This window comes from Nannocystis exedens, from assembly GCF_002343915.1.
Classification (GTDB): Bacteria; Myxococcota_A; Polyangia; order Nannocystales; family Nannocystaceae; genus Nannocystis; species Nannocystis exedens.
In genome coordinates, this window is record NZ_NETK01000001.1 from 5758157 (window position 1) to 5778562 (window position 20406).

Annotated in this window: 17 protein-coding genes; 10 read left to right on the forward strand and 7 right to left on the reverse strand. The window is 73.2% G+C overall.

The genetic code is table 11. The features are described 5' to 3' along the window. Positions 1-101: 101 nt before the first annotated feature. Positions 102-239 (reverse strand): hypothetical protein, encoded by a 138-nt coding sequence (locus NAEX_RS50540; protein WP_170135925.1) that lies wholly within the window; start codon positions 237-239, stop codon positions 102-104. 476 nt (positions 240-715) lie between these two features. On the opposite strand from NAEX_RS50540, the gene NAEX_RS22665 reads away from it, so the two are divergent. Both NAEX_RS22665 and NAEX_RS22670 read left to right on the forward strand, forming a co-directional pair. Further along, entirely contained in the window at positions 716-1426 is a 711-nt protein-coding gene (locus NAEX_RS22665; RefSeq protein WP_143140245.1) for a hypothetical protein, read from the forward strand. 265 nt (positions 1427-1691) lie between these two features. Further along, on the forward strand, positions 1692-3116 hold the full coding sequence (locus NAEX_RS22670) for a L,D-transpeptidase (RefSeq protein WP_143825607.1): 1425 nt from the start codon (positions 1692-1694) through the stop codon (positions 3114-3116). 40 nt (positions 3117-3156) lie between these two features. Here the strand turns inward: NAEX_RS22670 and NAEX_RS22675 are convergent, their stop codons facing one another. Continuing rightward, positions 3157-4077: a LysR family transcriptional regulator gene (locus NAEX_RS22675; RefSeq protein ID WP_096329561.1), complete on the reverse strand. Its 921-nt coding sequence runs from the start codon at positions 4075-4077 to the stop codon at positions 3157-3159. Between the two features lie 71 nt (positions 4078-4148). On the opposite strand from NAEX_RS22675, the gene NAEX_RS22680 reads away from it, so the two are divergent. Together NAEX_RS22680 and NAEX_RS22685 are read left to right on the forward strand one after the other, a co-directional pair. Then, positions 4149-4919 carry an SDR family oxidoreductase gene (locus NAEX_RS22680; protein ID WP_096329562.1) on the forward strand — a complete coding sequence of 257 codons (771 nt, stop codon included), beginning with the start codon at positions 4149-4151 and terminating at the stop codon, positions 4917-4919. Positions 4920-4961: 42 nt separating this feature from the next. After that, complete coding sequence (locus NAEX_RS22685) at positions 4962-5864, forward strand: SDR family oxidoreductase (protein ID WP_096329563.1); 903 nt, start codon at positions 4962-4964, stop codon at positions 5862-5864. An 84-nt stretch (positions 5865-5948) separates the two neighbouring features. Here NAEX_RS22685 and NAEX_RS22690 read toward each other — a convergent pair whose 3' ends face one another. Next, a complete protein-coding gene (locus NAEX_RS22690; protein ID WP_096329564.1) occupies positions 5949-6332 on the reverse strand; it encodes a winged helix-turn-helix transcriptional regulator in 384 nt (127 codons plus the stop codon). Positions 6333-6531: 199 nt separating this feature from the next. Here NAEX_RS22690 and NAEX_RS22695 point away from each other — a divergent pair, with 199 nt between their 5' ends. From NAEX_RS22695 to NAEX_RS22710, 4 genes are all read left to right on the forward strand, one after another. Beyond that, positions 6532-7116: an NADPH-dependent FMN reductase gene (locus NAEX_RS22695; protein WP_096329565.1), complete on the forward strand. Its 585-nt coding sequence runs from the start codon at positions 6532-6534 to the stop codon at positions 7114-7116. Positions 7117-7326: 210 nt separating this feature from the next. Continuing rightward, entirely contained in the window at positions 7327-8622 is a 1296-nt protein-coding gene (locus tag NAEX_RS22700) for a polyhydroxyalkanoate depolymerase (protein WP_211302457.1), read from the forward strand. Continuing rightward, a complete protein-coding gene (locus tag NAEX_RS22705; protein WP_096329566.1) occupies positions 8619-9407 on the forward strand; it encodes a 3-hydroxybutyrate dehydrogenase in 789 nt (262 codons plus the stop codon). Before NAEX_RS22700 ends, NAEX_RS22705 begins: the two co-directional genes overlap by 4 nt. Before the next feature lie 25 nt (positions 9408-9432). Further along, positions 9433-10767: an extracellular catalytic domain type 1 short-chain-length polyhydroxyalkanoate depolymerase gene (locus NAEX_RS22710; RefSeq protein WP_096329567.1), complete on the forward strand. Its 1335-nt coding sequence runs from the start codon at positions 9433-9435 to the stop codon at positions 10765-10767. 270 nt (positions 10768-11037) lie between these two features. On the opposite strand, the gene NAEX_RS22715 is transcribed toward NAEX_RS22710, so the two are convergent. Beyond that, positions 11038-12945: an alpha/beta hydrolase family protein gene (locus NAEX_RS22715; protein ID WP_170135927.1), complete on the reverse strand. Its 1908-nt coding sequence runs from the start codon at positions 12943-12945 to the stop codon at positions 11038-11040. 450 nt (positions 12946-13395) lie between these two features. On the opposite strand from NAEX_RS22715, the gene NAEX_RS22720 reads away from it, so the two are divergent. Beyond that, entirely contained in the window at positions 13396-14877 is a 1482-nt protein-coding gene (locus NAEX_RS22720) for a hydroxymethylglutaryl-CoA synthase (protein ID WP_170135928.1), read from the forward strand. 143 nt (positions 14878-15020) lie between these two features. On the opposite strand, the gene NAEX_RS22725 is transcribed toward NAEX_RS22720, so the two are convergent. Then, complete coding sequence (locus tag NAEX_RS22725; protein WP_096329570.1) at positions 15021-16142, reverse strand: hypothetical protein; 1122 nt, start codon at positions 16140-16142, stop codon at positions 15021-15023. 472 nt (positions 16143-16614) lie between these two features. Between NAEX_RS22725 and NAEX_RS52200 the strand changes: the two genes are divergently transcribed. Further along, a complete protein-coding gene (locus tag NAEX_RS52200; RefSeq protein ID WP_096329571.1) occupies positions 16615-17130 on the forward strand; it encodes a DnaJ domain-containing protein in 516 nt (171 codons plus the stop codon). Positions 17131-17373: 243 nt separating this feature from the next. Here NAEX_RS52200 and NAEX_RS22735 read toward each other — a convergent pair whose 3' ends face one another. Together NAEX_RS22735 and NAEX_RS22740 are read right to left on the reverse strand one after the other, a co-directional pair. Continuing rightward, the gene (locus tag NAEX_RS22735; protein WP_096329572.1) at positions 17374-19044 is read right to left on the reverse strand and encodes a hypothetical protein; all 1671 of its coding nucleotides are present in this window, start codon (positions 19042-19044) and stop codon (positions 17374-17376) included. A 342-nt stretch (positions 19045-19386) separates the two neighbouring features. After that, entirely contained in the window at positions 19387-20172 is a 786-nt protein-coding gene (locus tag NAEX_RS22740; RefSeq protein ID WP_096329573.1) for an SDR family oxidoreductase, read from the reverse strand. Between the last annotated feature and the right edge of the window lie 234 nt (positions 20173-20406).

The window sequence follows — 20406 nt, forward strand, 5'->3', positions numbered from 1 at the left end:
TTACGGCAGCGATTCCTCGCCGGGGCCGTGGGCGGAGACGAACGGCCTGCGCCGCGGCGCAGTTGTTGCGATCGTCGACCGGCAGGCGGCCTTGATGGCGGTCATTCTTGTGACCGGTGACGCAGGCGGTAGCGGTTGAACAGAAACACGCCGACGATGACGAGCGCGCCGCACAACCAACCGAGCATGTTGGTGGCAAATCCGGGGAACGCGGCGATGAAGGCGATGGTGGTGGTCATTCGATGCTCCTCGCCGATCGAATAGCAAGGCTCGTACCATTCGCACGGCCCATCACCGCGGCGCTCCGGCGGCCTCGACGGCGCAGAACGGCGATTGGTTTGCGCGGTGCTGCAGATCGTGCGACCGCGCCGAGATGCTCGGCGCCGCCGACGTAGCGGCAGCGACGAGCGAGCTCCGCCGCAGCCGGCGCCGCGGACGCGAAGCGCCCGCTGGCTCGATCGCGCGGTGAGCCGGAGCGCGCAGCCGTCGATGGCCAGGTCGCGGGAGGTGCTCGAGGTCGATCGACGACACGCCCGCGCTTCACGGGCTCATGGTGGGCTCGCTGCGTCGCTGCTTCACCCACGTAGTAGGGCCGTGACGCGGCGAATCCATGCCGCGCCGGTCCGCGCCCGCCGTGAGGCCTGACTCGCGCGATGCGACGCGAGATTGGACGAGTCGGACGCGGCTGCGCTACGGTCGGCGCAGTGAGGCGATCATGCGACGACTTGGGATGATGCTGGCCGCGAGCGCGTGTCTGGCGATGGCGTGCGGCTCGGAGAAGACCACCAGCACCGAGGGCGAACCCACCGGCGGCGAGCCGACGAGCGGCACGAGCACCGACGCGGCGCCGACGACCGGCGCGCTGATGTGCGAGGCGTACCTGGACGACGAGGACGACGGCGAGCTGGTGGTCATCACGCTCGCCAACAACGGCGCGGCGCCGCTCTGGTTCGAAGCGGTCGGCTGCGTGGGCGTACCGCCGCTGCAGATCACCAACAGCCAGGGAGAATCGGTCCCCGTGCTCACCGGTTGCGCGCCTCCCGACTGCCAATCGGTGATGGAGGGCGACTGCGTGCGCGAGTGCGACCCCTGCAGCCCGCCGCCGGGCCTGCGCCTCGATCCGGGGGCGCGCCTGGAGGTGTGGTGGTCGCAGCAGGACGTCGAATTCCTCGACATCACGGCCGAGTGCGCGCCAGGGCCGGGCTGCGCGGGCGAGTGCATCCGGGGCGTCCGGCGCCCGCCGGGGATCTACGAGATCACGGTCACCGCATACAAGGAGTGCGCCGGCGCCTGCGAGTGCGCCGAGCCGGACCCCGAGATGGGCTGCTACGTGTCCGGCGCGATCGAGGCCGATCAGCCGGTGACGGTGACGGTGCCGCTCGACTACCCCGCGGTCACCGAGATCGAGGTGCCGTTCGGCGAGTGACGAACATGTCTTGAGGGACATGTCCTCGAGGGCCGGGGCGACGGGGGCGCGCGCGCGCGCTCCGGCGCGCGTGGCGCCGGGTCGCTCGCGGACGTCGGCAAGGCGGCGGAACGACGGTGGCGGCCCGGGGAGCGCGTGACTCTTTGCTGCGCCGGTTTTTTGCCGGCGACGCGCGGAGCAGCGGACAATCGTCCCCATGCTGCGCCCGCCGCGAGGTGCTCCGGCGTCCCGACTCTTTGGTTTCCGTGTGCCGGTCGTGGCGGCCGTGCTCGCCGCCTGTTCGGCGCCGCCGGACGAGCTGTCGGAGGTCCCGGACAGCGCGCCGACGGTGAGGGACGAGAGCTCGGCCGCCCCGGCCACCACGGAGCCCCCGCCCACGCAAGGGGCCGAGCCGACGCCGACGGCGGTGGGCAAGGACGCGGCCCCGACCTCCGCGCCGATCGGCTATCGCGTCGTGAAGTCGGGCACGATCGTCTACGCCGCCCCGCACCGCCGGGCCGAGCGGCGCGGGCGGACCGAGGCGAAGCGGCCGTTCGCCATCTTCTCGCTCGAGCCCGGACCCGACTGCGAGGGGGAGGGCTGGGCCAGGGTCGAGAAGGGCGGGTACGTCTGTCTCGAGTACGCCGCCGTCGGCAAGGGGCCGGCGCAGATCCAGCCCGAGCTCGCCGACGGGCAGATGCTGCCGTTCATCTACGCGCGGCCGAAGATCCTCGACAAGAAGACCGGCGCGATCGCCAGGGTCCCGCGCTACCTCGACCGCTACGCGCTGGTCCGCGGCGACCCGCCGCTCGACTGGCTCGAGCCCGACCGCCAGTACACCTTCGTCCGCACCAAGACCCGCCGCGCCGGCCTGATGCTGATCGACGCCGAGGAGCGGGCCACGCCGGCGCGCGACATGAAGATCGCCGCGCCGAGCGTGTTCGCCGGGCGCGAGCTGGCCCGCGCGCCGGTCGCTGCCGGCCTGCGACCGGCGTGGGCCGTCGGCCGCCCCGCGGTGCTGCGCGAGCGGCCGCACCCCTCGGCGCCCCAGGTCGCCGTCGTCGACTACCACGCGACCCTGGAGATCGATCCGGAGCCGATCGTCGTCGGCGAGGACTCGTGGTACGCGGTGCCCGACGGCGGCGGGTCGGGCGCGAAGGCCTACGTGGTCGCGGCCGACATGAACTATTGGATCCCCGGCCCCGAGCTGGCCGAGGTCCGGCCGGACGAGCTGTGGATCGACGTCGAGCTCGGGCAGCAGACGCTGGCGGTGATGCGCGGGCAATCGCCGGAGTTCGTCACCCTGATCTCGAGCGGCGCCGGCGGCACCGGCACCCCTCTGGGGCTGTTCCGGATCTACGAGAAGCTGGCGATCTCGCCCATGCGCAGCGGCCCCAACGCCGAGGACCCGTACTACGTCGACGGCGTCCCGTGGGTGCAGTACTTCCACCGGCGTTACGCGCTGCACGCCTCGTACTGGCACGACGACTTCGGCAAGCGCCGCAGCCACGGCTGCATCAACCTGTCGCCGAAGGACGCCGCCCGCGTCTACGCGCTCACCGCCCCGAAGGTGCCGCCGGGCTGGAATTCGCTGCGCGAGCAGCCCGGCGACGCCGGCACGCTGGTGCGCGTCCGCCGGGGCGCCGACGCGGTCGCCGACCGCCGCCTGCCGCTCGGGGTGATCGAGGAGGGGCAGGAGGGCCAGGAGTGACAGGGGACATGTCCATGCGGACATGTAATGATTGACCGGCTCACGCGACCGCGTGCATCTCGGTCGTCATGTACGACACCGCGAAGTCGACGAACGCCCGCACGCGGGCCGGCAGGTGGCGCTGGCCGGGGTAGATCACGTGGACCGGCAGCTCGGGCGCGTTCCACTGCGGCAGCACGCGCACGAGCCGGCCGGAGACCAGGTCTTCGCGGGCCAGCCAGTCCGGCAGCACCACCACGCCGATGCCGGCGCGCGCCGCCTCGCGCAGGCTCGTCACGCCCTCCGACACCAGCACCGGGGCGATCGCGATCGTCTGCGCCGCCGCTTTCGGCGCCGTCAACGTCACCGCCGTCGCGCTGCCGAACTGCGCGCCCGCCAGCGACAGCCACGGCCAGCCGCGCAGGTCGGCGGGCTCCCTGACCGCGGGTTGGCGCGCCAGCAGCGACGGCGCCGCGACCACGTAGCGCACGAGCTTGCCGGCCGGCCGCGCGACCACGCTGTCGTCGGTCAGCTCGCCGACCAGTACGCCCGCGTCGTAGCCCTCCTGGATCATCGTCGCCGGGCGGTTGGTGTAGCCGAGCTCCGCGGTCACGCCGGGGTGCGCCTGCAAGAACCGGCCGAGCAGGCGCGTCACCGTGAACTGGCCGAAGTCGATGGTCGCGAACAGGCGCAGGTGTCCGTGCAGCGCCGCCTGCTCCGCGTGCAGCCGCTGCGCTGCTTCCTCGGCCAGCGCCAGCAGCACGCGCGCGTCGGCCAGCAGCCGGTGGCCTGCCTCGGTCAGGCACATCCCGTGGGTGTCGCGGCGCAGCAGCGCCGCCCCGCAGCTGTCCTCGAGCGCGCGCAGGTGTCGGCTGAGCGACGGCTGCGGCACCTTCAGCGTGCGCGCCGCGGCGGAGATGCTGCCGCTCTCGACGATCTGGACGAAGTCGCGGAGCAGCGTCAGGTCGTCGAAGGGCGTCATTCGGTTTCTGAATAAGCGATAGACGCGGCGTCTGGCTACCCGGGAGCGAGCCCCGGCGGCATCTTCCTGGCATGCACAACGCCGACATCGCTGCTCCCTCCGCTCCCACCGTCAAGGTCGCGCTCGTCACCGGTTCCTCTCGCGGGATCGGCGCGGCCATCGCCCGGCGGCTCGCCGGTGACGGGTTCGCCGTCGTCGTCAACTACGCCGGGCGGGTCGCCGCGGCCGAGCAGGTCGTCCGCGACATCGAGGCCGCCGGCGGCCGCGCGATCGCGGTGCAGGCCGACGTCGCCGACCCGGCCGCCGTCGCCGCCCTGTTCGACCGCGCCGAGGCGGCCTTCGGCGGCGTCGACGTGCTCGTCAACACCGCCGGCGTCATCCAGCCCGGGCTCGTGCCGATCGGCGACACCGACGACGCATTGTTCGATCGACTGACGGATACCAATTTCAAGGGCACCTTCAACGCCCTGCGGCTCGCCGCCACGCGGGTGCGCAGGGGCGGCCGGATCGTCAACCTCTCGACCAGCGTCGTCGGCCTCGCGCTGCCGGGTTACGCCGTCTACGCCGCCACCAAGGCAGCCGTCGAGACGATGACGAACATCTTCGCCAAGGAGCTGCGCGGCCGCGAGATCACCGTCAACGCCGTCGCCCCCGGGCCGACCGCCACCGACCTGTTCCTCGACGGCAAGAGCCCGGAACAGGTCGCGCACCTGGCCAGGATGGCGCCGCTCGAGCGGCTCGGTCGCCCCGAGGACATCGCCGACGTCGTCAGCTTCCTCGCCGGGCCGCAGGGCGGGTGGGTCAACGGCCAGACCCTCCGCGTCAACGGCGGCATCGTCTGAGCGCCCATTCTCCATCGCAGCACCACGAATCGAGGTACTCCCATGAATCCCGCCATCATCCTCGTCACCGGCGCCTCCAGCGGCATCGGCAGGCTCAGCGCGCGGACCCTCGCGCGCGCCGGCCACACCGTCTACGCCGGCATGCGCGACCTCGACGGTCGCAACGCCCCGGCGGTCCGCGAGCTGTACGAGTTCGCCGCCGCCCACGGGGTCGACCTGCGCCCGCTCGAGCTCGACGTGCAATCGCAGCAGTCGGCCGACCTGGCGATCGACACCATCTACGCCGTGCACGGCCGCCTCGACGTCCTCGTCCACAACGCCGGCCACCTGTCGATCGGTCCCGCGGAGGCGTTCGCGCCGGAGGAGATGATGCGCGCCTACGACGTCAACGTCCTCGGCGCGCAGCGGGTCAACCGCGCCGCGCTGCCGCACCTGCGCGCGCAGCAGTTCGGCCTGCTCCTGTGGATCGGCAGCACCACCACGCGCGGCGGCCGTCCGCCGTTCATGAGCCCCTACGCCGCGGCCAAGGCGGCCCTCGACTCGCTGGCCGTCGACTACGCGTTCGAGACGGCGCGCTTCGGCCTCGAGACCACGATCGTCGTGCCGGGCGCGTTCACCCGCGGCACCTCGCATTTCCTCAACGCCGGCAAGCCGGCCGACGCCGCCACCGTCGCCGCCTACGACGCCCGCTATCAAGGGATCCTCGACGCGATCGGCGAGCGCCTGTCGGCGCTCACGCCGGAAGGCGCCGACCCGCAGGCGGTCGCCGACGAGGTCGCGCGCGTGGTCGCCTTGCCCGCCGGCCAGCGCCCGTTCCGCACGATCGTCGACTTCCTCGGCGACGGCTTCGCCGAGGTCAGCCAGGTCGCCGAGCGGGTCCGCGTCGAGTTCGCGCAGCGGGTGGGGATCGGCGACCTGCTCACGCCGACGCTGACGCGCCGCTGAGACGTCGGCGAGGCGCCCCGCGTCGAGTTCGCTCGAGACGAACGATGGTCGGGACATGCTGGTACGAATCGCGGCGGGCTCGTGTCATTCATGGCCCTGGGCCGGCGGGGTCGGGCGCTCGTCGAACTTGTGGCGGGCCGTCTGCACCGCGAGGCGATTGTCGCTGGCCCACGCCGCGAGGGCAGCCACCGGTTCGAGGAGGGTCTCGCCGAGCGGCGTGAGCGAGTACTCGACCGCGGGAGGCACGGTCGGGAACACCTTGCGGTGGACGAGGCCGTCGCGCTCGAGGTTGCGCAGGGTCAGGGTGAGCATGCGTCGGGAAATCGCCTCGATGCTCCGCAGCAGCTCCGCGAAGCGCTTCGGCCCGGCTCCGAGCGCGCCGACGATCTGGACGCTCCACTTGTCGCCGATGCGGCTCAGGACCTCGCGGATCGCCAGGCAGCGCTCACCGTTGTGCGCAGGTAACATGGATGTGCCTCCTTGCGGGTCGCTCGTGCGGCGCACTATACCTGCAGGGCGAGCGCGGCACGGCCCCATCGACAGCGCGCCCGAGGGTGAGCGACCCCCGATCTCGTGGCGAGGTCCCGGCAGCGCTCGCGCGCTCGGGTCGGGCCGCTCGTCCGCGCACGATCTTCCCGCCGCCGTTCATTCGGCAGGAGCAGCAGACATGACCACGGTTTCGATCATCATCGGCAGCACCCGCGAGGGTCGCTTCGGCGACAAGCCGGGGCGCTGGATCTCCTCTCACCTGGCGAAGCGTCAGGGCGTGACCGCGAAGCTCCTCGATCTGCGCGACTTCCCGCTGCCGTTCTTCGACCAGGCGGTGCCGCCGGCGATGCCCGGTCGGGCGCCCTACACCGACGAGGTGGTGCAGCGGTGGACGGCGGCGATCGCCGCGTCGGATGCCTTCATCGTCATCGCCGCCGAGTACAACTTCGGGCCGCCGGCGGTGCTCAAGAACGCGATCGACTGGGTCTACCCGGAGTGGCATCGCAAGCCGATCGGGTTCGTCAGCTACGGCAGCGCCGGCGGCACCCGCAGCGTCCAGCAGCTGCGCGAGATCGCCGTCGAGCTGCAGATGGCGCCGATCCGCAGCGCCGTGCATCTGCCGCGCGAGACCCTGATGGCGCACTTCACCGGCGGCGACATCCCCAGCGCGCTGGCGAAGAGCGACGGCGACGCGGACAGGCTGCTCGACGATCTGCTGTGGTGGGCGAACGCCCTCAAGGCTGCGCGCTCGGCCGCGGCTTGAAGCGTCCACGCTCCGGCTGTTCGAAGAAGGTCGCAGCGGGTGCTTCCGGGCCCTGTTCGCCGGGCCGCGGGCCGGCGATGAGGTCGGCGGCGTGAGGCCGCCGCGCTCGCGGCCGCGCCGGCGCCTGCACTCGCAGAAGGCCCGCGGTTTGTGCGGCGCAGCATCTCCTGCTTGCCTCCGGCTCGAGAATCCGCCCAATTAAGCCGATCCATGTTGCAGTGCAGCAAGGGTCGCGGCATGCTGCGGGCCTGCATGCTCTACGAGCTCCACGACCTGCAACGCCGCTGGCTGCGACCGCTCGCCGGGCTGTCCCGGGTGAACGCGGACCTGCTGCGGATGGCGCCGGCGGGCCTCGGGCGGCCCGCTGCGGCCGGCTGGGAGTTGCTGCGGCGCATCACGAAGGACCACCCGCGGCCGGCGTTCGGCATCGACGCGGTGGAGGCCCACGGGCAGACGGTGGCGGTGCGTGAAGAGGTGGTCGCGTCGACGCCGTGGTGCCGGCTGGTCCGCTTCGCGCGGCGCAGCGACGAGGTGCGGGTCGCCGCGCAGCTGGCCGCCGACCCGCGGGTGCTGCTGTGCGCCCCGCTGTCGGGCCACTTCGCCACGCTGCTGCGCGACACCGTGCGCTCGCTGGCGGCCGACCACGACGTCTACGTCACCGACTGGTCCGACGCGCGCGAGGTCCCGCTGTCGGCCGGCTTCTTCGGGCTCGACGATTACGTGCTGCACCTCGAGCGGTTCTTGCGGGCGCTCGGCCCGGCGCGCACGCACGTGATCGCCGTGTGTCAGCCGGCGGTCCCGGCCCTGGCCGCGGTCGCGCGCATGGCCTCGGCCGGGCAGGACACGCCGCCGTCGCTGGTGCTGATGGGCGGGCCGATCGACGGGCGCATCAACCCCACGCAGGTCAATCGATTGGCGACCGAGCGGCCGCTGGCGTGGTTCGAGACGAACCTGATCCACCGCGTGCCGGCCGGCTTCCCGGGCGAGGGCCGGCGGGTGTACCCGGGGTTTTTGCAGCTCGCCGCGTTCGTGTCGATGAACCCGCGCCGCCACTTCACCGCCTACCGCGACTACTGGTTCGACCGCGTGCGCGGGCGCGACGAGCAGGCGGCCGCGCACGAGCGCTTCTACGACGAATACAACGCGGTCCTCGACATGGACGCGCTCTACTACCTCGAGACGGTGCGGCTGGTGTTCCAGGAGCACGCGCTGCCGCGCGGCACGTGGCACGTCGCCGGCGAGCCGGTGCGCCCGGGCGACATCCGCGACACCGCGGTGCTGACGGTCGAGGGCGCCGAGGACGACATCACCGGCCCCGGTCAGACCCACGCGGCGCTCGGGCTGTGCACCGGGGTGCGCGAGGCCGACAAGCAGCGGTTCACGGCCGAGGGCGCCGGTCACTACGGGATCTTCTCCGGCGCGCGCTGGCGCGGATCGATCTACCCGGCGGTCCGCGAATTCATCCGCGCCCACGACCCCAGCTTCGCAGGAGGACAACGACCATGACGAATTTCGCGGGCAAGACGGCGCTCGTCACCGGCTCGACGAGCGGGATCGGTCTCGGCATCGCCGGCGCCCTGGCGGCGCGCGGCGCCAACGTGCTCCTCAACGGCTTCGGCGACGTCGACGGCGCGCTCGCGGCGGTCCGCGACGCGGCGGCCCGGTCGGGCGCGCGCGTGGCCCACCACGGCGCCGACGTGGCGAAGCCGGCGGACGTCGAGGCGATGATGCGCTACGCCGACGACGTGTTCGACGGGGTCGACATCCTCGTCAACAACGCCGGCATCCAGCACGTCGCGCCGGTCGAGGAGTTCCTGCCGGAGCGCTGGGACGCGGTGCTGGCGATCAACCTCAGCTCGGCGTTCCACACCACCCGGCTGGCGCTGCCGCGGATGCGCCGCAAGGGCTGGGGCCGGATCGTCAACGTCGCCTCGGTCCACGGGCTGGTCGCGTCGGCCCACAAGGCGGCCTACGTGGCGGCCAAGCACGGCCTGGTCGGCCTGACGAAGGTGGTGGCGCTCGAGACGGCCCGCACCAACATCACCTGCAACGCGGTGTGCCCGGGCTGGGTGCTGACGCCGCTGGTGCAGGCGCAGGTCGAGGCGCGGGCGATCTCCGGCGGCATCGACCTCGACGAGGCCCGCGACGCGCTCCTGGCCGAGAAGCAGCCGTCCGGCCAATTCGTCACCCCCGAGCAGCTCGCCGAGCTGGTCTGCTTCCTCAGCAGCGACGCGGCCGCGCAGGTCCGCGGCGTCGCGTGGACGATGGACGGGGCCTGGACCGCGCAATAGCAACACCGCACCGGAGGACACGGCCATGCATCGATTCGCCCCCATTCTCGTCACCGCGGCCGCCGTCGGCCTGCTCGTCGACCCCGCGCCCGCGGCCGCCGACGGCGTGTGGTCGTCGCGCACCGTCGCCGGGATGACGACGTATGTCTATACCCCGGCGACCGCCGGCGTGGTCGGCGAGGGGCGCGGGCTCCTCATCGCGCTGCACGGCTGCTCGCAGTCGGCGACGGTGTTCCGCGACCTCGGCAACTGGGCCAGCGCGGCCGAGGCCTACGGGATGGTGGTGGCGGTCCCCGGGGCGCCGAACGGCGGGGTGCTGCTCGGCTGCTGGGACTACTTCGGCGGCAATCACTCGCGCACGCAGGGCCACGCCGGCGCGCTGCTGCAGCTGGCCGCGAACCTCACCGCCGACGCGGCGCTCGACGTCGACCCGGCCCAGGTCTACGTCGCCGGGCTGTCGTCGGGCGGCGGCATGGCGATGGTGATGGGCTGCGTGGCGCCCGACGTGTTCGCCGGGGTGGGCATCGACGCCGGCCCGACGGTGGGCACCAGCTCGTCGCAGATCGGCTCGGTCTCGACGTCGAAGCAGGCGGCCAGCTCGCTGTGTACGAGCCTGGCCGGCTCGCACAGCGGCGCCTTCGCCACCCAGCTCACGTCGGTGCTCGCCGGCACCAACGATTACGTGGTCGCCCAGGGCTACGCCGACCTCAACGCCGCGGTGATGGCCCAGCTGTACGGGGCGACGTCGGCGGGCGGCTTCAGCGTGGCCGACCTCGAGGGCTACCAGCCGGCCGGCACGGGCCTTCTGTGGGCCGACGCCGACGGGCCGCGGGTGTCGCAGATCCGCGCCACCGGGCTGGGCCACGCGTGGCCGGCCGGCAGCGGCGCGGGGACCGACAAGTCGTACGTGTCGCCGAAGCACGTCAACTACGCGTGGTACCTGGCGGACTTCTTCAGCACCCACAACCGCCGGATCTGCCCCGACTGCGGGGGCAATGGTGAGACCGGGAGCGGCGAGACCGGGGGCGGCGAGACCGGCAATGGTGATACCGGCAGCGGTGATACCGGCAGCGACGACACCGGCAGCGACGACACCGGCAGCGGCGACACCGGGAGCGGCGACACCGGGGAGGAGCCCTGCACGCCGTCGACCCCGTACGTGCAGGCGGTGACGGCGACGATGAGCGGGCACTTCTCGCGCTTCGCCAGCTACCCGCACGGCTACGGCACGGCGGACGCGACCTACACCGCGCTGTTCGCCAAGTACGGCATGTCGACCGCGTTCCCGCTGTACCAGGGCAGCGACGGCAAGTGGTACGCCGACCCCGCCAACGTGCCGGGCGCGGTGAAGTGCCCCTGAGGTCGTGCGGCGCGGCGACGGCAGCATGCTGCGAGCACGCCGGGCCGAGGCCCCAGCGAGGCCGCCCCAATGTTCGATGAGACATGCACGAACGGGCATGTTCGATTGAACATGTTCCTGTGGACCAGCGCTCGCGGACGTTCGCCCGGGCCCGCGTTGCCGGGGCGTCCGCAGGCCGAGCGAAGGCCGCGGCTCGCGGCCGACGTCGGGATCCCGGGGCGCGTCGCGTCCTCGCGCCCGGGCGGCGCGAGGACGGTCCGTGCATGCGCGCTAGAACGACAGCGCCTCGGCGTCGAGGACGTCGTTGGCGGGATCGGTGGCGATCGTCTTGCCGGCCGGGGCCGGGACCTGGTTCTCGACCCAGTCGACCAGGTAGAGGAACGCGCGCTCGGCGTAGGGCTGCATCAGCACGAAGCGGTCGGCCGCGCCCTCCTCGCCGATCGTGCCGTCGAAGTCGAAGTCGAGGCCGACCCCGTCGCTGTGGGCGTCGACGTGGCCGCCGTGCGACACGACGTAGAGGCGGTGCTGCGACGGCGTGCCGAACGCCGCCACCGCGGCGCGGTAGCTCAGCGCGTGCGCGCCGAGGCCGTTGAGGCCGTCGCCGTCGCCGTGGACGCTGATCAGCGGGGCCGAGAACTCGCCGGTGGTCGCGTTGAGCAGCGCCCACTCGACGTGCTCCTCGGTGAAGCCGCCGTCCTGGGCCTGCGCCAGCCACTCGTACATCGCGGGCGGCTCGTCGTTCGGGCCGGTGTAGCACGAGTAGGCCGCGGCCTCGGCGGCGTCGTGGCCCATGAGCTCGGCGCGGAACACGTAGCCGGTGAAGTTGTAGTAGCCGACGCCCTTGAACTGCGGCAGGCCGAAGCCCTTGAGGTAGTCGAACGCGGTGTTGTAGGCGCCCCAGATCGTCGCCGAGGCCGGGTCGAAGCCGGCGGCCTGCATCCCGGCCTGCGCGTTCGGGTACGGCGGGATCTGGGCGTAGTTCGCCGGCGTCGTCTCCGTCAGCGGGTCGTAGGCCCAGCGCATCGTCAGCGCCGCCGCCTCGTTGGTGCGGATCAGGTGGTCGCCCGCGGCCAGCTCGGCCGGGGTCACGACGTCGTCGGCGTCGGTGTCGAGCACCCGCGCGTCGGGCCAGTAGACGCCGGCCCAGTCGAGGCCGCCGGCGAACACGGCCGGCTCGCCCTGCAGCACGCGCAGGCGGTCGAGCTCGAGCGCGCGGCGGACCTGGTAGCCGCCGTTCGACAGGCCCGCGGCGTAGACCGCGACCGGCGCCTCGCCGTAGGCGGCGGTGAGCCGCTCGCCGGCCCACAGCCCGAGGTCGAGCAGCATCGTGCCCCAGTGCTGCGACGGGTGCTGCTTGTTGAGCATGGTCGCGTTGCCGTCGACGCCGCCGTTGGTCATGCCCTTGTTGCCGACGACCACCGCGTAGCCCTGCGACACCAGCCACGCCAGCAGCACGCCGTGGCTCGACCACTCGTTGCGCGTGCCCGGGGTGCCGAGCACCACGAGGCGCCCGTTGTAGTCGGTCGGCACCGCCAGCACGATCTCCTGCGTGCGTCCCTCGATCGTCAGCGCGCCGGTCACCTCGACGCCCGGCGTCTCGCTGGTCGGCACCCGCTGCGCGCTGTGCAGGATGCTCGCCTTCATGGCGTCGACCTTCTTCTGCTCGCTCGCCGGCAGCGCGTCGTACTCGGCGCTGCCCTTCACGAGCCCCCAGTAGGTGCTGTGCTCGATGCCCCCGTCGCCGCCGCCGAGCCAGTCGACCCGCACGCCGCCGTCGAGGCCGACCACCAGCGCGTCGAGGTCCGGCGGCACGTCGCCGGTGGTGGTGTCGGTGGTGGTGTCGGTGCCGCCGGTGGTGTCGGGGCCCGTCGAGGTCGACGTCGTGGTGGTCGTGTCGCTCGTGGTGTCGACCGGGTCGCCGGTGGTGGTGGTCTCGCCGGTGGTGGTCGTGGTCGTGGTGTCGTCGGTGGTCGTGATGTCCCCGGTCGTCGGCGGCTCACCGGTCGTCGGCGGCGCGACGGTGGTCTCGGTGGCGGTCGTCGTCGTCGCGTCGGTGTCGGTCGTGCCGGTCGAGGTGTCGGTGCCGGTCGAGGTGTCGGTGTCGGTGGTCGTCACGGCCGAGTCGCCGCAGGCGACCAGCAAGGCGAAGGAAGTCGGGAGCGCGCTGCGAATGTGCATAGCGGAGCAGACCACATGGACCCGTGAAAGCAAAGCGCCGAATACGTGGGGCCCGCGGCCCGCTGCGGCAATCACCGCAGCGGCGATCGCTCGTGCGATCGCACGGCCTGGCGTCGCATCGAGGCGCGGTGAGGTCGAGGCGATCGTCGGCGCGAGCTCGCCGGGGTTCTGCTGCCCTCGCGCGAGCGGACCGCGGCGCGCGTGCCAGCTCTCGCAGCGCGTGGCACCGATGATTGCGGCGGTCCGCGGCTCGCGCTCGCGGTGAAACGCGTTGCACCGCGAATTGCCGCGAGGGCTCGCGCTCGAGCTCGTGGAATTCCCTGCGCGGGGGATTACGCGCCCGGCGCGAAATGTCGTGAGCGGTGAAATCGCAGCAGCGAAAGTGGCGCGGCGCACAGGGGCGAGGGCAGGGGCGGCCGGGGCGCCGCGGACTCGCGTATGGTCCGCGCCATGTCCGAAGCGCTTGCTCCTGCGAACCCGGGCCTCTCGGGGCTCTCGTTGTACGTACCGCGACCGCGCGTCACGCTGGCCGCGTTCGCCGAATGGACGGGCGCCGAGCCGGCCAAGCTCGCGGCGGTGGTCGGCGACGCGTTCCGCGTGCCGCAGCCCGAGGAGGACGTCTATACGATGGCGGCCGCGGCGGTGCTGCGGCTCTTGCGAGCGCACGACGTCGATCCGGCGCGCGTCGGCATGCTGGCGCTCGGCACCGAGTCGAGCCTCGACAACGCGGTCGGCGCGGTGATCGTGCGCGGCATGGTCGACGACGCGCTGCGCCGGGCCGGGCGCGCGCCGCTGCCGCGCGACGTCGAGGTGCCGGAGGTCAAGCACGCCTGCCTCGGCGGGATGTATGCGCTCAAGGCGGCGCTGCGCTACGTGCAGACCGACGGCGCCGATCGGGTGGCGATCGTGGTCGCCGCGGACATCGCCCAGTACGAGCGCGGCAGCTCGGGCGAGCCGACGCAGGGCGCGGGCGCGGTGGCGATGCTGGTCGAGCCGCGGGCGCGCCTGCTGGCGCTCGACCTGCGCGCCGCGGGCAGCTCGTCCGACGAGCGCGGCTGGGACTTTCGCAAGCCGGTCGCGCGCCACTTCATGGCGGAGTACCCGGAGAGCTGCCGCGGCGAGCGCGACTTCCCGGTGTTCAACGGCAAGTACTCGACGGTCTGCTACGTCGAGGCGGTGGTGCGGGCGCTGCAGTCGGCCCACGCGCGGGTCGGCGGCGACCCGCGGGCACTGCTGCACCAGCCGGCGGCGCTGCTGCTGCACCGCCCGTACGATCGCATGCCGGTCGCGGCCCTCGGCGCGGCGTGGGTGTGGGCCTGCGTCCGCGCCGGCGACCGCGAGGCCCTGCGCGCGGCGTGCCTGGCCGCCGACGTCGGCTTCGACGCGCTGGTCGCCGAGCTCGGCAGTGACAGCCGCGTCCGCGACGGCGTGCTCGCCCACGGGCCCGAATTCGACCCGCTGGCGCGCACGCAGGCGGTCGCGCGGCAGCTGGCGAAGGACGAGGCGTTCGCGCGCGTGCTGGCGGCGACGCAGCCGGGCCGCGCGCTGGTGCGGCAGCTCGGCAACCTCTACACGGCGTCGCTGCCGGCGTGGATCGCCGCGGCCTTCGCCGACGCCGAGGCGCGCGCGCTGGCGTGGGACGGGGCGGCCGTCACGCTGATCGGCTACGGCAGCGGCGACGCGGCCGAGGTGTGGTCCGGCCGCGTGGCGCCCGGCTGGCGCGAGGCGGCGGCGCGCATCGACGTCAAGGGCGCGCTCGCCGGGGCCATCGAGCTCGCGCGCGAGGACTACGAGGCGCTGCACGAGCGCCGCGCGCCGACCCGCGAGCTGCCGGCGCCGACCCCGTTCGCGGTGGCCGGCCGCGGGCGGACGTACGGGCGCAACTGGCAGGACGTCGGGGTCGCGCACTACCGCGTGAGCGAGGCGGGCTGACGGCGGCAGCGGGCCCGGCTCGCTCCCCCCCCGGTGGGTGCGAGGATGGCCCTTGAGACATGCCTTGAGAGACATGCCCATCAAGACGGTCTTGAGGGTCGCGCGCCGCAAGAGACGCGTCATAATCTGCTGCGCCACCCGGCTCATGCCCGCCGCTGGCGAGGCTCGGAAGAGCTGGGACATGTTGAAAAGGACATGTCCTTTTCAACATGTTTTGGAGAGGATGCCCTTCGGCGCCGTCGCAGTCCCGCCGCGACGAGCAACCACGCGAGCCCGGGCTCGCCGACGGCGCAGCCGCGGCTCGCCACCGGCGGCGGCTCTCGCGGGCTCGCCGGCGCGGGGGGCTCGCTCGCGGAGGGCTCCGTGGAGCTGCCGGCCGCGGGCGTGACCTCGGTCGGGGCGGTAGGACACGCGAGCGACACGTCGATCGCCGGCGTCGTGACGACCGCGCGGCGATCGGGCGTGGCCACCTCGATCTCCACGCGATGGAGGCCCGGCGTCAGGCCCGGCGGTGTCGCGCCCTGGCCTCGTGCGATCTGCTCCGCCGCGGGGCTGCGCTGGCACACCGTGAACACCAGGTCGGTGCCGGGCTCGTCGGTCCACGCGCGGCCCGGTTCGACAGGCTCGCACAGGCTGTGCCGCGGCGCCCATGGCCGGCCGTCGACGCGCGTCGTGAACAGCAGGGAGCCGCGCAGCGGTTCGACCTCGGGCGGCAGCTCGACCCGCAGCGGCACCGCGGCGGCGGTGATCCCCTCGATGCAGATGGCCGGGGCGGCGATCGACAGCGACTGCTCCGTCGGCGCGCCGGCCCGCAATGTGGCCTGCGTCAGCTCCAGCGGCGCCGCGGCGATCGTGACCGTCGTCGTCGCCTCGGCCGGAGGCAAGGCGTCTTTGTCCTTCCTCGCCCTGCGCATGTCGCTGGCGAGCGGCCCCTCGCGGACCGTGACCTCGTACACCTGGCCCGGCTTGAAATTCTCCGCCGGCACGATCAGATCGATCCCCTGCTCCTCGGCGATCGTGTGCTTCACCGGCACCTTGCGCCGCCCCTCGACCCGCACCACCGACACCCGGTCCGAGCTGCCTGTCAGCCGCTCCGCGCCCGCCCACGCGAACCCGCGCGCTCCCGGCGGCAGCGAGCCGTCGGCGCCGAGGTACAGCCGACCCGCGCCGAGCTGCGGCCACGCGCACGAGCAGGCCCGCGCCTCACCCTCGCCGATCACCGCCAGCGCCACGCTCGCCACGATCACCGTCGTCGCCAGTCGCACGGTCCGAGCTCACCACGGGCCGCCGGGCCCGTCAACCGTGGCGGCTCGGAGCCGGCGATCCCGCCGTGCATGTCGTCCGCGGGGCCCTTCGCTGCGCACGCGGGACGGCGAGCGCCGAGGCGTCGCCCCGGCGGGCATGACCGGGAATGGACGGAGAGTCGCGGATCGGTCGCAGGTTTGATGAAATGACCTGAAGGACAGGTCCGGATCGGGCGCGGCCGACACCGAGCATACGCGGAGCCGCGGCCGTCGACGGATTCGCATCGCCCTCCGCGCACGCGCCGGCGTCCGCGTCGCGGCACGACCAGGCTCCCTGAACTCGCCGTCCGCAGCCCATACGGGCCGTGCCGTGCCGCGACCGCCGCCGAGCCGCCGACCGCGGCGCCGACGAGCACGAAGCGCGGTGAAAGGCACCTCCCGCGCGCGGGCGGCAGCCGCCCCGCCTCGATCGGGCTTCGGCTACCATGCGCGCGTGTCCGAGCTGTTCGCCGCCGCCGTCTCGATCGCCCCGACCCGGCGGCGTCGCTTCCTGTGGGCCGCGTGGTGGACCGCCCCGCCCTCGCGCGAGCCGTTCCGCCGGCCGGACGCCTCGGAAGGCGGCGCGCGCTCCCGGGACGAGGCGCTGCGCCGGGCGGAGAAGGCAGCAGGGCGCACGCTGGTGCAGATCGAGCCGCTGTGGGCGCGCGCGTGGGCCCGCGTGCTGATGGGCGAGCCGCCGTTCACGCAGACGACCGGCGACGCCACGCGCGCCGCGCCGCGAGCGAGCCGCGAGCCGGAGCAGGCGTCGATCTGGCAGCTGCTCGGGCTCACACCCCAGGCCACGGTCGCGGAGATCCGCGCAGCCTTTCGCCAGCGCGCCCTGGTGACCCACCCGGACCGCGGCGGCGACCCCGAGGCCTTCCGCGCGCTGCGAGCGGCCCACGACGAGGCGCTCGCCCGCCGCACCCGCACCGCCAAGCGACCGCGCCGCAAGCGGCCGGAATCGTGACAGCTCGGCGGACTCGCCGGCGCGACTGCTCCGGGCGACGGATACGCGTGGCGGCGGACTCGCACGCGTGAATCGTCGCGGCGACGCACTCGCGGCCTGCGAGCGCAGGATCCGCGATCGCAGGGACTCGCGCCGGCCCGGCGCTCGCGTCGGGCGGCGCGACGCTGGCCCGGCGATGCGCGGACGAGGGCGCTCTCGCCGATCATGCTACATGTCTTTGAAGGCATGTAGCATGATTGTCGATCATTCGACGACCACGTGGCGGTAGCCGAGCTGGGGGTCGACGATGTGGAGGTCGAGCTGGCGGGCGGCGGCGTCGCCGGTGATCCAGGCGGCCGCGCCCGCGAGCGGGAAGGCGTCGTCGCCGCGGGGCAGGTGCGTGTCGGCGACCAGCGCGGCGGGCACCAGCGCCTCGCCGGTGGCGTCGATGACCATGCCCCACGTCCCGGCGAAGGCCGGCTGGGCGCCGTCCCAGCGCTCCCACAGCACCACGTAGGTGTCGTCGCCCAGCGGCACCAGCTTGGGCCGCTCGGCGTGCGAGGTGCCGCCGTTCTCGGTCTGATAGTGGGTCAGCCAGCGCAGCCGGTTCTGCCGCGGCTGGCCGCCGGACTCGACGTCGAGGGTGTCGGGCAGGGCAGGGTCGAGGTGCATCCCGCTGTCGGCGGGCAACGTTTCGAAGTCGCGACGCACCCGCACGATCGCCAGCTCGCGCGCGCCCGACACCATCTCGCCGGTGCCGGTCGTCGACTCGGTGGCGAACAGGGCCAGGTAGCCGAAGGCCGGATCGCCGCCGATCGGCGCGGCGTTGCCCAGGCGCGTGAAGGTGTTGTTGTTGCCGGTGTTGCCCTTGATCGCCAGCAGCGAGTACGGGTCGCTGTCGGGCTCGACGCGGGCGAAGGTGACGTCGCGCGGGAAGGCGTCGCCGAGGTGGAGCTCGAGGAAGCCGGTGCCGTCGTGGAAGAGGCGCTGGTCGAAGGAGTGACTGACCCAGATCGACGAGGTGCGCGTGACGGCGCCGGAGCCGGCGTCGAGGTGGGTGGTGAGCGCCTTCTGGTGGCGCGCCATGATGTTCCAGTCGGTGTCGGTGTTGTTGCCGTGGACGAGGGCCAGCGCGCCGGCGCCCCAGGCCAGCCGCGCGGTGCCGGCGACCATGGGGTTGATGATCGGCTCGGAGTCCGGCGCGACGGCCTCGCGGCCGAGGTCGACGTCGGTGTCGAAGTGGACGGCGCCGTCCCACGACTGCTTGACGACGCGGACGATGCCGCCGCGGTGCTGGCCCGGCTGCGGGTCCTCGAGCGTCAGGGTGTCGCCCTCGGCGACGCCGCTGGCGACGTAGAGCTGGCCGTCGGGGTCGCGCGCGAGGCCCATGATCCGGTCGAGCATCGGCGGCTCGAGCACGGCGGTGACGACGTAATCGTCGGCGCTCGGCTCGAGCCGCAGGACGTAGGCGTGACCCTCGGGGCTTTCGGCGTAGTCCTGGACGAGGACGTCGATCGTGGCGCCCAGCGGCACCGCGACGATCTCGGGCGACTTGCCGTACTGCGGCTCCCAGCTCGCGGGGCCGACGAGGTCCTGCTGGTCGGTGTCGAACGGCACCAGCAGCTCGGCGATCGTGGCGACCGGCACCGGCAGCGGCTCGCCGGTGTCCGTGGTGCCGGTCGAGGTCGGGCCGGTGTCGGTGGCGACGGGCCCGGTCGTGGTGGCCTCGTCGACGGCGGTCGTGCCGGGCGCGCTCGCGCTGCCGGTGGTCGGCGCGTCGAGGGTCTCGCCCGGGCTGCTCGTGGCGGCCTCGCTGGTCGCGTCGGTGACGGCCTGGACGGTCTCGCCCTCGTTCGGCTCGCCGACTCCGCTGCACGCCGCCGCCCACGAGAGCCCGAGCGCCGCCCACCTGCTTCGCCTCGCGTCGATCGCCATGATTGCGACGGTAGAGGATCGCCGCGGCGCTCGTCGAGAGGTCGCGCAGACCCTGGCCCGAGGCCGCGACCTTGCGGGCCGTGGACCTCATGCGCGCGAGCGCAGTGTCCGCGACGCGCGCGAGGCTGAATCATGGCATGTTCAAACGAACATGTTTTAAAAAACATATGCGCAGATGGGGGCTTGCGAGCGCCGCCCCCGCGCCTGAGGTGGGGGCATCGACGCCCGCGCCCTTCACGTCCGCGACGCGCGGACGCCCGCGCTTTCACGTCCGCGACGGCGGCGAACCGCCGAGCGTGGCGGTCCCCGCTCGCGGGATGCGGCGATCGACGCCCGCGCGCTTCAGGTCCGCGACGGCGGCGGACCGCCGAGCGTGGCCTCGATGGTGGCGATGTCTTCGGCGGCGTAGAACTTGGCCTGAAACGCCTGCATCTCAGGCCGCGTGAACACCTCGGCGCGCGGCTTCTCGATGGCCGCGGCGATCACCTCGGCGACCTCCTCGACCGGCTGCGCGCCGGGGAGCTGGCGCGAGTCGAGGCCGCCGTGGCGGGCGTTGTGGCCGAAGCCGGTCGCGACCACGCCGGGCAGCACCGTGGTCGCGTGGATCTCCGGGAACTGCGGCCGCAGCTCGATGCGCACGCTGGCCATCAGCGAGTTCACGGCCGCCTTCGCGGCGCTGTAGGCGCTGCGGATCGGGGTGAACGGGATCCGCCCGAGCATCGACGAGACGGCGACGATCTGCCCGCGCTGCCGCTCCTTGAAGTGGGGCAGCACCGCCTGCACGGCGTAGAGCACCGACTTGAAGTTGGTGGCGATCATGTCGTCGACGTCGGCGTCGGTGAGCTGCGAGGGCAGGCAGGAGATCCCGCGGCCGGCGTTGGCGACGAACACGTCGAGCCGACCGAACCGGGCGAGCGTCTGCTGCACCAGCCGCTCGTTGTCCTCGCGCCGCGAGACGTCGGTGGGGACGGCGAGCGCGCGCTCGCCGAGGCGACCGGCGACGGCCGCCAGCGCCTCGCCGTTGCGGGCCGCGAGCACGATCGTCGCGCCGCGCGCGTGACAGACGTTCGCCAGCGCCTCGCCGATCCCCATCGACGCGCCGGTGATGACGATGACCTTGTCCTTCATGCCCGGCATCGTAAAAAATCTCGGCGCGAGGATCAGCCGGGCCGGCCTCTGAACGTCTGTGCATCGCGGCACGGCGGCCGACGACCGGGCGCCGACCGCGGGGAGCGGCGCCGTCGAGCCCGCTGGATGCGAAATTTCTCGGGTCATCCTCCGCGGTCGTCGCCCGTGAGCGGCGCGGCAGAAAGCGAACGAACGCCGTGCTCAAGCTCTGCGCGCTCCTCGTCGCCTTCGGGG

Bases quoted from the DNA above. Each gene is read 5' to 3' on its own strand.
- NAEX_RS22700 (WP_211302457.1), top strand. From the start codon at position 7,327: ATGTTGCAGTGCAGCAAGGGTCGCGGCATGCTGCGGGCCTGCATGCTC.
- NAEX_RS22680 (WP_096329562.1), top strand. From the start codon at position 4,149: ATGCACAACGCCGACATCGCTGCTCCCTCCGCTCCCACCGTCAAGGTC.
- NAEX_RS22715 (WP_170135927.1), bottom strand. From the start codon at position 12,945: ATGCACATTCGCAGCGCGCTCCCGACTTCCTTCGCCTTGCTGGTCGCC.
- NAEX_RS22720 (WP_170135928.1), top strand. From the start codon at position 13,396: ATGTCCGAAGCGCTTGCTCCTGCGAACCCGGGCCTCTCGGGGCTCTCG.
- NAEX_RS22690 (WP_096329564.1), bottom strand. From the start codon at position 6,332: ATGTTACCTGCGCACAACGGTGAGCGCTGCCTGGCGATCCGCGAGGTC.
- NAEX_RS22685 (WP_096329563.1), top strand. From the start codon at position 4,962: ATGAATCCCGCCATCATCCTCGTCACCGGCGCCTCCAGCGGCATCGGC.
- NAEX_RS50540 (WP_170135925.1), bottom strand. From the start codon at position 239: ATGACCACCACCATCGCCTTCATCGCCGCGTTCCCCGGATTTGCCACC.
- NAEX_RS22735 (WP_096329572.1), bottom strand. From the start codon at position 19,044: ATGGCGATCGACGCGAGGCGAAGCAGGTGGGCGGCGCTCGGGCTCTCG.
- NAEX_RS22695 (WP_096329565.1), top strand. From the start codon at position 6,532: ATGACCACGGTTTCGATCATCATCGGCAGCACCCGCGAGGGTCGCTTC.
- NAEX_RS22740 (WP_096329573.1), bottom strand. From the start codon at position 20,172: ATGAAGGACAAGGTCATCGTCATCACCGGCGCGTCGATGGGGATCGGC.
- NAEX_RS22675 (WP_096329561.1), bottom strand. From the start codon at position 4,077: ATGACGCCCTTCGACGACCTGACGCTGCTCCGCGACTTCGTCCAGATC.
- NAEX_RS22705 (WP_096329566.1), top strand. From the start codon at position 8,619: ATGACGAATTTCGCGGGCAAGACGGCGCTCGTCACCGGCTCGACGAGC.
- NAEX_RS22710 (WP_096329567.1), top strand. From the start codon at position 9,433: ATGCATCGATTCGCCCCCATTCTCGTCACCGCGGCCGCCGTCGGCCTG.
- NAEX_RS22665 (WP_143140245.1), top strand. From the start codon at position 716: ATGCGACGACTTGGGATGATGCTGGCCGCGAGCGCGTGTCTGGCGATG.